The 17704-nt window shown below is 28.1% G+C and carries 14 protein-coding genes; 1 reads left to right on the top strand and 13 read right to left on the bottom strand.

Annotated elements, in window-relative coordinates:
* Positions 1–42: 42 nt before the first annotated feature.
* Complete coding sequence (locus KGF36_RS00780) at positions 43–1431, top strand: cation:dicarboxylate symporter family transporter (protein WP_227828144.1); 1389 nt, start codon at positions 43–45, stop codon at positions 1429–1431.
* 59 nt (positions 1432–1490) lie between these two features.
* Here the strand turns inward: KGF36_RS00780 and KGF36_RS00775 are convergent, their stop codons facing one another.
* The 13 genes from KGF36_RS00775 to recG form a co-directional block, all read right to left on the bottom strand.
* Positions 1491–2699: an alginate O-acetyltransferase AlgX-related protein gene (locus KGF36_RS00775; protein WP_227828143.1), complete on the bottom strand. Its 1209-nt coding sequence runs from the start codon at positions 2697–2699 to the stop codon at positions 1491–1493.
* A 15-nt stretch (positions 2700–2714) separates the two neighbouring features.
* On the bottom strand, positions 2715–4133 hold the full coding sequence (locus tag KGF36_RS00770) for an MBOAT family O-acyltransferase (protein WP_227828142.1): 1419 nt from the start codon (positions 4131–4133) through the stop codon (positions 2715–2717).
* Positions 4134–4149: 16 nt separating this feature from the next.
* Complete coding sequence (locus KGF36_RS00765) at positions 4150–5226, bottom strand: hypothetical protein (protein WP_227854508.1); 1077 nt, start codon at positions 5224–5226, stop codon at positions 4150–4152.
* A gap of 10 nt (positions 5227–5236) precedes the next feature.
* Entirely contained in the window at positions 5237–7540 is a 2304-nt protein-coding gene (locus KGF36_RS00760; protein ID WP_227854507.1) for a glycosyltransferase, read from the bottom strand.
* Positions 7541–7544: 4 nt separating this feature from the next.
* Positions 7545–8390, bottom strand: a complete 846-nt coding sequence (locus KGF36_RS00755) for a glycoside hydrolase family 5 protein (RefSeq protein ID WP_227854506.1) — start codon at positions 8388–8390, stop codon at positions 7545–7547.
* 387 nt (positions 8391–8777) lie between these two features.
* The gene (locus KGF36_RS00750) at positions 8778–10526 is read right to left on the bottom strand and encodes a DUF4091 domain-containing protein (RefSeq protein ID WP_227854505.1); all 1749 of its coding nucleotides are present in this window, start codon (positions 10524–10526) and stop codon (positions 8778–8780) included.
* Between the two features lie 55 nt (positions 10527–10581).
* On the bottom strand, positions 10582–11391 hold the full coding sequence (locus KGF36_RS00745) for a carbohydrate ABC transporter permease (RefSeq protein WP_227828137.1): 810 nt from the start codon (positions 11389–11391) through the stop codon (positions 10582–10584).
* Between the two features lie 15 nt (positions 11392–11406).
* Positions 11407–12324, bottom strand: a complete 918-nt coding sequence (locus KGF36_RS00740) for a carbohydrate ABC transporter permease (RefSeq protein ID WP_227828136.1) — start codon at positions 12322–12324, stop codon at positions 11407–11409.
* 98 nt (positions 12325–12422) lie between these two features.
* A complete protein-coding gene (locus tag KGF36_RS00735; RefSeq protein ID WP_227828135.1) occupies positions 12423–13739 on the bottom strand; it encodes an ABC transporter substrate-binding protein in 1317 nt (438 codons plus the stop codon).
* 264 nt (positions 13740–14003) lie between these two features.
* A complete protein-coding gene (locus KGF36_RS00730) occupies positions 14004–14528 on the bottom strand; it encodes a hypothetical protein (protein WP_227828134.1) in 525 nt (174 codons plus the stop codon).
* A gap of 3 nt (positions 14529–14531) precedes the next feature.
* The gene (gene coaD / locus KGF36_RS00725) at positions 14532–15029 is read right to left on the bottom strand and encodes a pantetheine-phosphate adenylyltransferase (protein WP_227432495.1); all 498 of its coding nucleotides are present in this window, start codon (positions 15027–15029) and stop codon (positions 14532–14534) included.
* Between the two features lies 1 nt (position 15030).
* On the bottom strand, positions 15031–15585 hold the full coding sequence (rsmD, locus tag KGF36_RS00720) for a 16S rRNA (guanine(966)-N(2))-methyltransferase RsmD (protein ID WP_227828133.1): 555 nt from the start codon (positions 15583–15585) through the stop codon (positions 15031–15033).
* Positions 15586–15643: 58 nt separating this feature from the next.
* A complete protein-coding gene (recG, locus tag KGF36_RS00715) occupies positions 15644–17701 on the bottom strand; it encodes an ATP-dependent DNA helicase RecG (RefSeq protein ID WP_227828132.1) in 2058 nt (685 codons plus the stop codon).
* Positions 17702–17704: the final 3 nt, after the last annotated feature.

The raw sequence follows: 17704 nt of genomic DNA, 5'->3' as shown, positions 1-17704 counted from the left end.
TAAACTTAGAAAAATTTATTTTTAGACAAAGGAGAAAAAATATTGGAAAGCTCATTCTTATCACAATTTCTTATGATTACAGATTTTAAAACGATTTTTTTCATAGTATTACTTATAGGTATATTTTTTATTGTTAGACAATTTGAAAAGAAAAAAATCAAATTTTCATTGAGAACAATATATGCTACAATAATTGGTCTTATATTAGGAATTATTATTCAAGCTTTTGCTGGTTTTCCTACTGATACAACTCAAATTACTTGGTTGCAAGAAGTAAGCAAATGGTATAGTTTATTTGGTTCTGGATTTATGGACTTATTAAAAATGTTAGTAATACCTTTGGTTTTCTTATCAATTATAAAAGTAATTATTAACATGAAAGATAATAATCTTGGAACTTTAACATTTAAATCTCTAGGAATGCTCCTTATTACTACGGCTATAGCAGCAATTGTTGGAATTGTTGTTGCAAACACAATGAAATTAGGAGTAGGAGCTGATTTATCTAGTTTAGGTGGAAATCAAGAACTTAAGGAAATAAACTCTCTTGTAGATACTTTAAGAGGATTATTGCCATCAAACCCTGTAATGGCTATGGCAAATGGAAATATTGTAGCTACAATAATATTTGCTACATTTATAGGTACCTCAATAAAGAGATTAAGTAAAAAACATTTTGAAACTATAAAGCCATTTATAGATTTTATAGAAGCATCTTACAAAATAATTGTTAGTGTCTCTATGACTGTTATCAAATTTATGCCTTATGCTGTAGTTGCACTACTTGCAAATACAATAACTTCACAAGGTATTAGTTCAATAATTTCTGTTTTATATTTTATATTAGCTCTTTATATATCAGTTGCAATATTATTTGTTATACATTTAATTTTTATAACTTTAAATGGTCTAAATCCTATTACTTATATAAAAAATTCAACTGAAGCTCTACTTCTAGCATTTACTTCACGTTCTAGTTTGGGAACATTGCCTGTTACGATAGAAAGTTTAGTACAAAATCACGGAGTTGATGAGGGTGTATCAAGCTTTATAGCAAGTTTAGGTGCAAATATGGGTATGAATGGTTGTGCTGGCATATATCCTGCTTTAATGGCTGTTACTCTTGCTAATATGGCTGGAGTAAATATGGATATCAGTTTTTATGTTATGCTGTTAATTGTTATAACAATTAGTTCACTTGGGATAGCAGGACTTCCAGGGACTGCTACAATAGCTGTTTCGGTTGTTATTTCTGGAGTAGGTCTTGGTTCTTATTTCCCACTAGTTGGTGGAATACTTGCAATAGACCCTATACTAGATATGGGACGTACAATGATAAATGTCAATGGAGCTATGGTATCTTCAATTACTGTAGGTAAATCAATTGGAAAAGTTGATAAAGAAGTATTCAATAAGAAAAATATTTCTTAAAAAGAATCATAAAAAATAAATGGCTGACATAGTACAAAGTTAGCCATTTATTTTTTATTTTATTTACAAAATGGAAAAAATTCTTTTGTAAGGTTTTGAGGATATACAGATATAAAAACAAAGTCATAATCTTGAGACTTTGCATATTCTAATATATCTCCATCATAATATCTAGGGTCTATCATATCCATAGTTGAACAAACAGAAGAAAAGAATGCTGCTGTTGGTACAATTAATGAGTCCTTAACAAATAACACTTTTAATCCTTCTGGATTTTCTATATTTTTAATTTTAACTAGTGGACGATTCCCCAATAAATATGTAAAATATTTATCTGATTGTCCATCCATTAAATTAAGGTCAGCATTAAAAGGATATGATAATATCAAACTCTCTTCAAACCTTCCTTTTAATTCAAATTTTTGAGATTTAGAATCTGTATAGTATGTATAATTTGTCTTAAATTTAGGATAAATTAGTGTAAAATCATCTATCCCACCATATAAAACTCCTGTCTTTCTTCCCATAGAACCAAGAAATGACCTAGGATATACAATCGAATTATAGTTTTCCTTATCTCTATAATAATAATTTTCATCTAATTTCATATTATATTTTTTATTAAGCTGTTCAATTAATTCTCCAAATGCCCAAAAAGAAGTCTCTACTTTCCAATGGTGGTCTGTTTTAAAGAATAAATCATCTTTTGAAATACCACTTTTTAAAATATTTTCTCTAAAATCTATATAGTCAACATTATCCTTTTTTAGTTCATTTAAAAAAGTATCTGCTGTCTCATTACTATAGGAATAAGGTATGCCTTTAGGAAACTGTGTTACTCCTTTTATATATTTATCTGGAGTCATTAAATAAACCAATTTAGTATTTTGTTTATCCATTTCCTTAGAGAACTTACTTACTCTATCTACCAATACATCAACTTGATTTGGAGATTTAGCAAAATATGTGTAATGCATTTTTCCAGAAGTATCTTTCACAACACTAAACTTTGAAAATTCATTTTTACCCATTAGTTTTTGCAAATATCCATAAGTTTCAATAAAAGTATTTTTATATATCACTTTGTCATTTACTGTATTATCAATGGATGATATAGTATCCTTTAAACTATTCTTATCATTAATTGAATTTTTTATTTCTTGTATCATATCTTTTCCAGAATAACAGATATTAGAGATAGAGAAGGTGAATAAAACAACTAAGAATATAATTGTAGTTATTAGCCTTACTTTAAAAAATCTATTCATACTTTTCCTCCTCAGCTAAAAATTAAAGTAAATAAATGGATTATAACTTCCAGTTACTAAATATGTCACAGAAATAAAGAACAATAAAATAGAACAAATTGGATAAAATAAATTAAATAATGTACTGTATTTAGCTTGTTCAACAACAAATTTATTAACTTTCTTTGCAATAGGTACACTAAAAATAAATGCAAATATAAAGAAAATCAAATATTCTTTCAAGAACATATATGTATAATCACTCCATATAACTCCACTTGCACCAAACATAGCTTTAAAATAGTTATATGCTTCATTTAAATTTGGAGCTCTGAACAGTACCCATCCAAAGTTTACTACTAGTAAAGTATAGATATGTTTTATGAGATTATGATTTTCAATCTTTTCAAACATTATGAATCTCTCTATAATTAAAAAAACAAAATTCAAAATCCCCCAAATCACAAATGTCCATTCTGCACCATGCCATATTCCAGTAAATAACCATACTATAAACATATTTCTAATCATAATGTCTTTATTTAAAACTCTAGAACCACCAAGTGGAAAGTATATATAACTCTTAAACCACATTCCTAAAGAAATATGCCATCTTCTCCAAAACTCAGAAATTGATTTTGAAATATATGGATAATTAAAGTTTTCTTCAAATTTAAAACCAAACATAAGACCTAAACCTATAGCCATATCCGAATACGCAGAAAAGTCAAAAAATATTTGTAAAGTATAAGCTATTGAACCAAGCCAAGCCAACGATGCAGCTATTGAACCTTGACTATTCATAGTGTAAATATAATCTGCTACTATTGCCATATTATTAGAAATTAATACTTTTTTACCTAAACCAGTTATAAACCTACAGGTTCCAATAGAAAATTTATTCCATGTTTCTTTTCTGTTATGAATTTGTTCTGCAACACTTTCATATCTAACTATAGGTCCTGCTATTAATTGTGGAAAAAAAGCTATATATAATCCTACATAAAAAGGATTCTTTTGAACTTCTCCATGTCTACGATAAACATCTATAACATAAGACATTCCTTGAAAGGTAAAAAATGAAATACCTATAGGTAAAACAATACTTGGAATGGCAAGTTCTGTATTAATAAGTGAACTAATATTTCTTAATGCAAAAGCTAGATATTTAAATATAAATAGAACACCTATATTATATATACACATCAAAATCAAAATAAGCCTTACTTTTCCTTTACTTTTTCTGTATCTATCTACTAGTAAACCAAATATATAGTTCATTATTATCGAAGCTATCATAATAACAACAAATTTCGGTTCTCCCCATGCATAAAAAAATAAACTAACAATAAGTAATATCATATTTTGGATTGTCCGATTAAATCTAAATAAATAATATAATACCAAAGTTGTTGGCAAAAAATAAAATAAAAAAATCAAACTTGAAAATAACATGCTATACCTCCTCTCTTTACTCAGTTTTTGAGTATTTTTTCCAATATAAGTATATTCCTAAGCATATTACTACTAAGGATATAAATAAAATGCGAATAAAATTCAAACTGTTATTTATAAAATTTACTGTTTTCATATTTTGTACTGTTGGTGATTGTTTAGGAGCTACTAAAGTATATGGAACACCATCTTTATCTTTTTGATTAATACTCCAAGACTGAGTCAATGCTATCTTCTTTCCAACTTTAAATTTGTCATCAACATTAACTTGTAAAATAATTTCTCCAGGTTGTACTTCATCATTTAATGTTAATTTACCTTCTTGAGATATATTTACATTGTTTTGTTTTTTTACAAATGAGTACTTAATTTTTGAACTATTTTCTAGTCCTGACACTTTATATTGACTTATACTTTGACCCAATACAGGTATTTGTACTTCTTCATCACCAATTATTTTAATATTATGCAAAGATTCAAGTTGCTCCTCTAAAAGTAAAGATACTTTTCCTATTGTAATAACATTATGTTCTTCATTAGATGGAATAAATGTAATTCCCCACCCATTAATATCTGATAGCACATTTGAATCTAACACGACATTATTTTTATCATTTATAAAACTGCTAAAATTTACATAAATTTTTCCCTCAAACTCACCTGGTATATCTATGCATCCATCTTTTATTTTATCTGAATATATTATATTTTGATTTTCAATAAATATTTCGCTACCTTCTTTTAACTTAAAGTCAAGCATATCCTTACTTTGTATATTTAAATTAATTCGCTGATAACTTTTATTTTTATTTTGAATCTCAATATAAAAATTATGGAATCCATTCCAGTCTTCCTTTATATTTTTATAAATATATAGATAACGTTCTTTATTATTTTTAGAACTATCTGTCTCTATTTTTATGCTTGTATTTTCATGTATAATGTTAGCACTTAAATTACTTTCCACCTTTTTAAAAGATAAATCTAAATTTTTATTACTTATTGCTGAACTTATAAAAGTACTGTTTATAAAAAAAATAAACACTAAAATAAAATATTTTAAATAACACAAAAACACTTTTAAAATTTTCATTTTATCTCTCCTAAATATATTTCATAGGCTCAAACTCATCTATGCATTCGTCTTTCTTTTCATTAGGTTTTGAAATTATAATTGTTTTATGTTGTAATATCCACTCCATCATTTCCTCTCTTAAAAATAAATTTTGCATTATACTATCAATATTATTTACCTTGTATAGAACACCTCTCACATCAGCTTTACCTTCACATAAATCACATTCAAGTATAATATCTTCATTAAGTTCTATTTCTATTTTTTGAGGATAAATATTTTTATTTTCAAAACTTAGTAATACATACTGATAATTAAAATTTACCAGTTTTACCTTACCTATATTTTCTATAGTGCTTTCAAAATCTGTATTAATTCTTGGACTTCTTCGCGATAAAGTTTTGGATTTTTCAATACGTTTTTTTACGTTAATTTGCAAGTCATCAAAAAAACCTAATTGATTAGATATTGTCATTGGCAAAGTAGGTACCCTATCATGAACAATACACATCCAATTATCAAATTGATTATCTTCAATGTGTGTAATGTAACATGCATACTTCCATTTCGAGTTTATTTCCACAACATTAACTATTTTTGCCTTCATACTAGCTATATATATTTCATTTCCTGATTTTTCTCTAAACTCTATCTCAAATTCTTCTGGAGAAATATACTCTGGATTTTCCAACAAAAATGCAAATCCATTTTCTGATATATCAATCGTTTTTGAAGAAAGAATGTACGAATTTTGCTTTAGTTTAAAATCAATTTCAGCAACATAACGCTCAGATTTTCTCAATTGCTGTCTTCCTGATATAAACAACATTGCCATAATAAGGTTAAAAAGATTTCCAATTAACCAAAACAGTACAACTGAGTATGTCATTGAATTCATTTTAAATATTGATATAAACATCTTTAAGATTCCTATTATAGATAACACTATGTAGATAAAATATGGTACTCCCTGCAAGACCTTATATATTCTTTTTTCTTCTGCTTTATTTTTATTAGTCACTGAAAACTTATTCTTAGATATTGCAAATGTTTCAAGTATTACTGCTGGCATTAAAGACTGAAACATTATAGTTTCATATATGTTAGTCCATCTTGTATTTCTTATATTTTGAGAAAATATTTTAAGAGATAGACTACTTAAAATATACATAGGCAACCAAAATATCAATACTTGAAGTAATGTGCATTTTACAACAATTACATTAAAGACTGAAAATAAAATGGGAGCCATTATATAAGTAAAGCGCTTTATACTTGCATACCAATAAGTAATTGAAGAAATATAACTTATTTTCTGCCAAAATCCTAAACCTTTTCTAAACAAAATATTTAATCGTCTGCCCGTCTGTATACATCCACGTGCCCATCTTTCACGTTGTTTAATAAGACTTTTTAAATCTGTTGGAGACAATCCTGATGCATGTACCTCTGGAATAGCATAGCATCTATATCCTTTACTTTGGATTAAAATCCCTGTTGCAAAATCTTCTGTGATAGAAAAAGTATAAAATCCTCCAACTTCGTTTAAAGCTTCTCTTGAAATAACTGTATTACTACCACCATAAATTACAGAATTGGTTTTATTTCTAGCTAACTGAATATCTCTATAAAAATAATCTTGTTCATTTGGTATTCTACCTTCAGAGTGTAAATTAAATTGAAATAAATCTGGATTATAGAAACTTTGTGGTGTTTGCACAAAACCAATCTTTTCGTATTGTTCTTTTTCTCCATCTTTTTTAGCTTGCTCATTTTTTAAAAAGTATGGTACTGTATCAATTAAAAAATCATGCATAGGTATCATATCTGCGTCAAACGTAGCAATTAAAGGAGAGTTTGTCTGTTGCATTGCATTATTTAGGTTTCCAGCTTTAGCTCCTTCTCTTTCTGTTCGAGTTATATAATTGACACCCATTTTTTCTGACAGAAGACGCATTTCCTCACGATTACCATCATCACATATGTATATATGCACCTTTTTCTTATCAGGATATTGCATATGAAGACATCCATTTATTGTTTTTCTCACCAAATCAACAGACTCATTATATGTTGCAATAAATACATCTATATGTGGATAAAGTTCTTCACTTATAATTGGCTTTTCAGGATACTCAATATTAGACATTCCATAATAATGTACAAACATTTCCATCATTCCTATTAGCTCCACTGAAAGTAGTATTATCGCACAAATTAATGCAAACGCCCCTTCTTCTTTGGGTATTGTATAAAAAATTCTCCACAATATATATATAATATTAGTAATAATAGTTAAGGTTATAAGTACCTTTTTTGAATTTTTCTTCACCAAATCACCTCTTTCCTATTAGTGCATTCAATATATCTTCATCCCAAGTACCTTCAACTTGATTATATATTCCAAATCCAGAAGCAAGTTCCCAATAAGCCCATGAAAAATTTCGTTTTTCAGCCTCTTCTCTTACTGCTTTTATCCAAGCTACTCTTGAAGCTTCTGGTGCCTCTTTTGTTATTCCAAACTCTCCCAAGAAAACTTTTACATTATTTTTATTAGCCCACTTCTCTACTGTATCAAATCTTTTCTTTAGATACTCAAGTTGTTCATTTGTTCCTTCCCAAGTAATATTACTTAAGTGCTCAAACCCTTTATGATAAATATTTCCTTGGAATGCAAAATCATTTGGTTCATAATAGTGAAATGAAACTACTATATTAGAATTTTTAGGAATATTCAAATCCTTTAAATAGTCAATTTGATAGTAATTATATGGACCTACTATAATTGTCCTTTTAGGGTTAGTTTTTCTAATTATATTTATAGCTTCTTCAAAGTATTCATTTAGTAACTGTGAAGACAAACTTTCTTTAGGTTCATTTAATAATTCAAATACCAAGTTTTTATCATAGTTTTTATACCTACTAGCTATTTGCTGCCATATTTTTAAAAACTTTTCTTTATTAGTTTGTGGTTCTTGCATAATTTCTTCAAAGTGATGTAAATCTAGCACAACTACTAAATCCTTATCCAATGCATACTTTATATGCCCATCAATCTTTTTGAAGAATTCTTCATCAATTTTATAATCATTAGAATCTGAGGTGTAATCAGAAAACCTTACTGGTATACGAACTGTATCAAAACCTGCCTTTTTTATATCATCAAAATATTTATTTGACATTTTAACATCCCAAGGAAAATCTTTTGGTGATTCCAATGAATTTCCTATATTTATTCCTCGTTGCATTGTAACTGTATCACTATTTCCCCTTATTACAAAACAAACGCCAACAAAAACTATACTTAAAAAAGCTGTTATACTAATACCTATTCTTTTTATATTACTCTCCTCCTAACAATTTCATTTTTGTATGATACATTTTAATAAGTTTATTCTATCCGCAGTAGCCTTAATATAATTAATACCCTATTATAACAATTTAAATTATATCATGTCATGTCTAATTATGCTTCTTTATAAATTTTTTCTCAAATATTCTTTAAAAAATAAGGGCAGTATATCTTAAAATAATTAAAATTATTTTAAGATATACTGCCCTTATTTTTTTTACAATTTATCTAACAAATCTAAAACTTGTTTTTTTATCTTATCATATCCACAATTATCTAGTGAATATCCAAGCTCTATATTTCCAAAACCTTTAATCTCAGCATTTTCTTTTTTATTTAACAAAGTTTGCATAAGCTCAACTTCTATATATTCTCTTCCCTTTTCTTTTTCTAACATGGTGAATAACTCAAAATCTTGTATGCCAAATCTTAAGTTTTCCATTCTAACACTTCTAACAGGCTTTAAGTCTTTTCCAGGATAAACAAAGAACATATCTCCAGCTTTCCAAATAGGGAATTTATAACTTGCGTCTTTCCAAGGGTCTTCTGTCCATAAATTATAATCCCATCTTAAAAATCCATCAAGACCAAAATAATAAGTATACCACCCTATTATTCTATTTTCTACAAAAGGAGAACTTATAAAACTATTTGGTTTTTCTGGGAAACAACAAACAAACCAAGTCAATATTCCGCCTTTATCATGCATTTTTTTCTTTAGATTTTCTATATCTTTATAATTTTGAATAGTAAGTTTTAAATTTATTGACATATCATCAACTTCATCTTTGGCTCTATCTAAAAAATTTTGGTCATGAGTTGCTGATTTATATTTAACTTGATGAGTACTTACAGTAGAGTTTATAAATTCGATACACTCTTTTACGACCTCTGGATTATTTGGTTCATCAGCTATAATTCTGACGCTATCCCATAGATCACATTCTATTAAATGATTTAATACTAACCCTATATACGCTTTTAAATCATCTGTATTATTTATAAATTTAAACACTTTGTCTTTTTCATCAAAGTATCTTACTCTTATAGGGTCTTTGTAGCCCTCTATCGGGTTTCCAAACTCTCCAGCACACCAATTACCCAACAGACCAAATAAATCTATCTCCTGAGCCATTTTGTACTTACTAGCTATACTTATATATTTGTCCATGCTTTCAAAATTACACTTGATATTTCCATCTAAATCTTTTGATACACCCACCATATTGTATTCGTATAAGTTTGATGGATTTTTATAAACTTTATAACAACTTTGACCTGCCCATGGATAATCTGAAACTATAACTGTTGCAACTTTTTCTCCTAAAGATGCTAGTTCTTTGAGATAATTATCTATTATCTCAAAATGTATATCAGACCACAATTCAACTTTATACATTCTAGCTAGACAACTTGGATGTTGCCATAAATCTAAAAAGAATTTACTTTCGTCTAAAGGCTTTAACACAACATTTTTTACTTCTATTGGCACATCAACTGTACAAACTTTTTCTTCATCTTCATATCCAAAGCTTTTAAATATATCAATACTTATATTAAAGTTATTTCCTAAAAAAGCCTCAGGTACTTGCCCTTCAATCCAAAACGTTTGAGGCAAATATTGTTCCACTAGCACATCTTTATCTCTCAAAATAGCATCATTTACAAATGCTTTTGTATCATCTTGAACATACCCTAATATATTTATACTAAAATTGTTTTCTAATCCATCAGACACATTTAGTTCTAATCTTACTCTATTTCCCAAGCCTTTCCATGATATAGCACTACTACCATCAATTGTGCAATTAAATTCTTCTGTAGCTTTCAACATAATTTGAAAGGCAAATTTTTCACCTCTAGCTACTACAATATTTAAATCCTTATGTTCCCAAGTTTCAGCTTCTATAACTGAGTATTTATTGTGTTTAAATGTGCAATCTTTCAATACATATGAAATTTCCATGTTTTAATTTCCTCCGCATCTATAAATTTTATTTTGTATTTTTAAAATAGACTATTTAACCTTTTATACCAGATAAAGATACACCTTCAACAAATTTACTTTGTAAAATTAAATAGAAAATAAATGGAGGTAAAAATGTTATTGTTGCTCCTGCCATCATTTGTCCATAATTCGTTATCTGGAATGTCTTAAGAGTGGATAGCCCTACTGTTAATGTCCTCATTGCATCTTTAGTTGTTGCTATAAGAGGCCACATAAACTCATTCCATGCTCCCATAAAAGTAAATATAGCTAGTGTAATTAATGCTGGTTTGATTAGAGGTAACACTATTTGTACTAAAATTCTAAGGTCTGAACAACCATCTATTTTTGCTGATTCTAAGAGTTCTTTTGGTACTCCTAAAATAGCTTGTCTCATTATAAATACACCAAATGCAGTTGGTATTGGCATAATAAGAGCCAAATAACTATTTATCCATCCTAAGTGTTTCATTATTATATAAAGTGGTATCATTGTAACTTGAGATGGTATAATTAAAGTCATTATCATAAATAAAAATAACTTATCACTACCTTTAAAATCCATCTTCGCAAAAGAATACCCTGCTAATGTACTAAATACTAAATTTAACAGTACTCCTGAAAAAGATACTATAGTTGTGTTTAAAAAATATTGCATAAATCCTTTTTTGGTAAATATATCTATATAGTTTTGAAGTGTTACTGTTGAAAAAGATATATCCAAATTGTACGAATTATATGTTACCTTTAATGATATTATCAACATATATATAAATGGTACTAAGCTTGCACATGCTATAAATAACAGCAACCCATCACTCAATAATCTCTTTGTTGTTTTCATATTATACCTACCTTTCTAAAAATCTGAACTGTCTCGTTTTACAAGCTTATTTTGTAAAATTGAAACTACTGCTATCAACAAAAATAATACATTTGCTACAGTCATTGCATATCCAGAATTGAAATTTTTAAAGTTTAAGTTAAATGCGTGCATAACTATACTCATAGTAGATATACCTGGACCTCCACCTGTCACAGTATAAACCAAGTCAAACACTTGTAACGACCATATTGTTCCTAAAAACACAACCATTATTGTAGTTGGCTTTAGTAATGGAACTGTTATTTTCATAAATTCTTGAAGTTTTGTAGCTCCATCAACCTTTGCCACCTCATAACAATGTTTTGGTAAATTCATTATAGCTGAAATATAAATTACCATAAAATATCCTATGTTTTTCCACATAGATATAAACATAAGTGTAGGAAGTGCTGTCTTACTATCACCCAAAAGTTTAGATGATTCTATTCCAAAAGCACCTAATAATTGATATATAATTGAACCTTCTCCATTTAATAAAGCTCTCCATACCATACCAATCAAAACCATAGATGATAATACAGGTATAAATATAGCTCCTTTAGCAAATGAAGCTATTTTACTATTTCCTTTTCCTGTAATCCAAACTGCCAAAATCAATGATAAAATAGTCTGGCAAGGTACTACTACAACAGCAAATTTAATTGTATTTATAATAGATACTTTTAATGTTTCATCTGTGAATAATTTTTTATAATTTTCTAAACCTATAAATGTTGCTGGACTAATAATATTGTACTTTGTAAAACTAAAGTATATTGACATTATTATTGGTAATACATAAAATGTCACTAAAATTATGCCCAATGGTAATATGTATATATATGGTTTAATATTTAGTTTTAATTTTTTTCTTGTTGAATTTTCTTCAAACTCTCTAACTAAGTTATTCATTTTTATCCTCTCCAATATAAATATTAGCATTGTACTTATAAATACAATGCTAATTTTAATCTGTAAAGTATTTTATAACATCTTACAGCCTTAAACTTTTATTGTGCTAATAAATCATTTGAATATTTTGCAGCATCATCTAATGCTTGTTTTGGAGTTTTATCTCCTGAAATCATAGTTTGAAGTTCTTTCCATAAATATTCATATATTTCAACACCATGTGGTCCTACTACTAATGGTCTATATACATCCTTATCATTTTCAACCATTTCTTTAAATCTTTCATCACCTTGATATGGTTCACCTTTTGTTATTGGTGCTCTTGGTATTGCTTTATGGAATTCTGTCATTGATTCAACACTTAACATATGTTGTATTAATTTATATGCAAGTTTTTTATCTTTTGCTGATGACATTAAAGATAAATGGTCTACTGCTCCAAAAGTTGCAGCTTTCTTATCTTCTAAACCAGTTACAAATCCCCAATTTAAATCTGGAAATGACTTATCAAATACACTTGTTGCAGCAGAAGACAACATTATAGTAAATGCTGCTTTTCCTGGTCCAAATACACTTTCTATCATTTCATTACTATCTTTAGATAAAGAATCTTCAGGTACATATGCTTGTAATTCTTTTAAGAAATTAGCCGCGTCTAAACCACTCTTATCATTAAATTTAACTGATTTTAAATCGTCATTAAATATGTCTCCACCAGCTTGCCATAAATATGGATACCAGTTCCAGTTCATGTTACCAAAAGTTTTAGCTCCCCATCCTTGAGCTAATCCCCATTGGTCTACTTTTCCATCGCCATCAGTATCCTTTGTTGCTTTTTGGCAGATTCTTTTAAAATCTTCCCATGTTTTAGGAGGTTTTTCTCCTATCTTATCTAGAATATCTTTGTTATAGTATAATACACCTGGATTTGCTGCTTGGAATGGCATTCCATACATTCCACCCATCATTTCAGATGTTTTTATGTAAATAGATTGTTCTTTATCTTCTTTAGTTGCATAGTTAGTTAAATCTTCTACTGCTCCACTTTGTATAAACTGAGGATACATTTCTGCATACATATACCCAACATCAGGGCCTTCATCAGCACTTATGGCTGTTGCAAATTTTTCTGAATAATTTTCCCAAGGAATTATCTGTAAATCTACTTCACAGTTATTTTTTTCCTCAAATTTATCTAAAATAGGGTCCCAAACTTCCTTCATATTATCTTCTACTGGTGGCATCCAAAGAACTAGCTTTTCTTTTTCTCCATCCTTTTTTGCATCTTTTCCACTACCACTTGAACACCCTGTTATAAGTGTTGTAGTCATAATTACCACCATAGCTAGTGAACACAATTTTTTCAACATACTCACTTTAATTCCCTCCATCTTGTTTGGTTTTTCTTTTTTCATTGTAATTCTACATAATTTTACTCCATTTAAAATATTATCAAAGCATGTATTTCTTGTCTAATCAGTTTTTTCTATATATATTTTTCTATTATAGTTTTTTTCTATAGCAACGTTGCTATTTTTATTTTTTATAGTAATCAATATAGTTAAGATAAACTAGAATTTTTTAGTGAAATTTTTGATTTTAAAATCTCTTTTATTAAATTGCTCCATAAAAAACAGACCATATAATTATATGGTCTGTTTTTATCTACTTAAAAAAATTTATTTTTTAGGTCTAAGTTCAGCTTTATCTCTTTTTATTTCTTCTAATATTTCTTTTAAATTATACTCAACACTAGAAAGTACATCTTCTGCATATTCAATTGAACCAATTCTTATCTCATTGGCTATTCTTTCAGCTCTGTCAACTATATCCTTAGCTCTTTGGTCTGCTTGAACAACAGGTTCGCTTGACTCTACATATGCTTTTACTACATCTTCAGAATTTTTCTTTAATTCTTCTATATTTTCCTGATATTCTTGTTGTATTCTTTCAGCTTCTTTTTGTGCTTGTTCAACTATGTTTGTAGCATCTTGTTTAGCTTGGCTTATTATTTTATTTCTTTCTTTATTTATCCAAACTGCCTGTGTTACTTCTTCTGGTATTAAAGTTCTTATATCATTAACTATTGCTAGAACTTCATCCTTATCTACAGTACATTTATGTGAAAAAGGAATTGTAGAAGCACTTCTAATTATCTCCTCTAATTGATCAAATAGTTCAATCATTTCTAAATCTATCTTCATATATCAATTACCCCCAGTAGTTTTTTTCTTTAATTCTTCCAAAACAATTTTTGGAACCAAATTTTTTATATCAGCATCAAAGAGCAAAACCTCTTTTATTAAAGATGAACTTATAAATGAATATTTTGTACAACTTGGTAAAATTATAGTCTCTATATCTGGATTAAGCTCTCTATTCATATGAGCCATTTGAAGCTCATAATCAACATCAGCACCACTTCTTACACCTCTAACTAATGCTCCAATTCCATTTTCTTGACAGTAACTTATTAATAGCCCATCAAAAGTTACAACTTTTATATTCTCTAGATGGCTTGTACTTTTTTTTATAAGTTCTACTCTTTCATCAAAGCTAAATAGACCTTTTTTATTAGGATTATTTAGGACTCCTATTTGTAATTCGTCAAATAACTTCGAAGCCCTGCAAATAATATCTAAATGTCCATTAGTAATTGGGTCAAAGCTTCCTGCAAATATAGCTTTTCTAGGTTTATTTTCCATTTTATGCCTCCACCTTATAAAAAGTTAATGTAGTATTTCCATATTTTTTATCTTTAGTTTTTTGTAACTTACATATTTTATCTGGAAATAAATCATTAGTATCATGCTCTACAACTATTATTCCATCTTCATTCAATAAATTGGAATTATCAATTTTTTCAATAGCTTCTATAAACATATTTTTATAATATGGAGGGTCCATAAAAATTATGTCAAATTTACTATTTTGTAACTTAAGCTTATCTATAGCAGTTTTAAAATCAAGGTTTAAAATAAAACTCTCATTTTCAACCCTTGCTTTTTTTATATTAGATTTAACAATTTCTATGCTTTCTTTACTAATATCTACAAAAGTACATGCTTTTGCACCTCTGGACAAACACTCTATCCCTAAAGAACCAGTTCCAGCAAACAAATCTAGAACTTCACTTTCCATTATATATGAATTTATTATATTAAATAAAGATTCTTTTACTCTGTCTGTTGTTGGCCTTACATCTTCATTTTTTGGAGTATTTAATTTTAATCCTCTTGCTTTTCCTGAAATTACTCTCAATATGACAATCTCCCTTCAGCACATTCTTACATCAATAATATTTTAACATAAATTAAAATTAATTTAATGAAATTTCTTCCAATGTATCTTTAAATTTATCTATAATTTCATTTTTAAGTGGAATATTCTCTTTCAATTGTAGATTATTATCTTCACCTAATATATATCGTGCTTCCTGCTGTGCTAACTTTAATATTTTTATATGCTTAAACAAATTTGCTACTTTTAATTCTGGAAGTCCATGTTGTCTAGTCCCAAAAAACTCTCCAGGGCCTCTTATTTCTAAATCCTTTTCTGAAATTCTAAATCCATCATTTGTTTCTTCCATTATAGACATTCTCTGCCTGCATACATCTGTTTTAGAGTCATAAATTAGTACACAATATGACTTATGGCTTCCTCTCCCAACTCTACCTCGAAGCTGATGTAATTGTGCAAGGCCAAACCTTTCAGAATTCTCTATTATCATTAGAGTTGCATTTGGCACATTGACACCAACTTCTATAACTGTTGTTGAAACCAGAATATCTATTTCTTTATTCTTAAAGTTACTCATTACTTCATCTTTTTCACTTGATTTCATTTTCCCATGAAGAAGTCCAAGTCTTAAATCTGAGAAGTATTCAGCTCTTAATTCCTCTACTAATTCAACAGCTGACTTAGCTTCTATTGCTTCACTTTCTTCCACTAATGGACATACAATATATACTTGCCTTCCCGATTCAACTTCTCTTCTTACTAGGTTATTATAAGCTCTATCTCTCTTGCTCTTTTCAATAGCAAGTGTTTCTATTGGCTGTCTCCCTGGTGGGAGTTCATCTATAATAGAAATATCTAAATCTCCATAAAGTATAAGTGCTAATGTTCTTGGTATTGGTGTTGCTGTCATTACTAGTATATCTGGATTTATTCCTTTTAATGAAAGTCTACTTCTTTGCATAACTCCAAATCTATGCTGCTCATCTGTTATAACTAGACCAATATTATTAAATTCAACTTTATCTTCAATTAACGCATGTGTTCCTATCAATATATCAATTTCATTATTTTTAATTTGTTCTAATACCGTATCTTTTTGTTTTTTTGTAAGGCTACCTATTAATAAGCCTACATTTATGCCAAAATCTTTTAAGGTTTCAGTAAGTGAAATATAATGCTGTCCTGCTAATATCTCTGTAGGTGCCATCAAAGCGCCTTGATAACCATTTAAGACACAATTTGCAAGTGCTAAGAGAGCAACTACTGTTTTACCACTACCTACATCACCTTGAACCAATCTATTCATTATTTTATCGGAATTCATATCATTTATAATTTCATCTAATGCTCTATTCTGAGCTTTAGTTAATTTAAATGGTAAAGAACTTATTATATTTTTTAAACTTTCACTTATTGTAAATTTTATTCCATTTTCTTTATTTCTTCCACTTTTAAATACAAACAGTCCCAACTGTAATATAAGTAATTCTTCAAATACAATTCTATATAAAGCTATTTTTAACGATTCCTTATTGCTTGGTGAATGAATGTTTCTAACTGCAAAATCTATGTTACATAATCTATATTTTTCTATAATTCTTTGTGGCATGTATTCTTGTATAATTAATTCCTTATCTTCAAGTACAGTCTTAATTATACTCATAATCTCTTTATTTGTAACACCATATGTAAGTTGATACACAGGCATAAATCTACATGTATTTTTAGGTGAATTAGTAAGATATTCTAATTCACATGATGTAAGTTCTAAGTTATTAAATCTTTTCTTAACTTTTCCAAAAACTAATATTGAATCTCCAGGTCTAAATGTATTTTTTATATAAGTTTTATTAAAAAATACTAACTTAGCCGAACCAGTTTCATCTTTTACATCAATCTTTGTTAAAGTCATTCCTTCTTTTGGACTAAATGTATTTATACTTGATATTACTGCTTTTATTGTAGCTTTTTCATCATTCTCCAATTGTGCTATTTTCTTAAGATTGTTTCTATCTTCAAATTGCCTTGGAAAATAATACAATAGGTCCTTTAATGTGAATATACCCAACTTATTTAGCTTACATGCTTTTTTAGGGCCTATTCCTTTAACATATTGAACATCTTTATATAAATCCAACAA

The sequence above is a fragment of the Clostridioides sp. ZZV14-6009 genome, assembly GCF_020658095.1.
Classification (GTDB): domain Bacteria; phylum Bacillota; class Clostridia; order Peptostreptococcales; family Peptostreptococcaceae; genus Clostridioides.
Note: the sequence above shows the minus strand (reverse complement) of the source record. Positions and strands in the feature narration are given on the sequence as shown.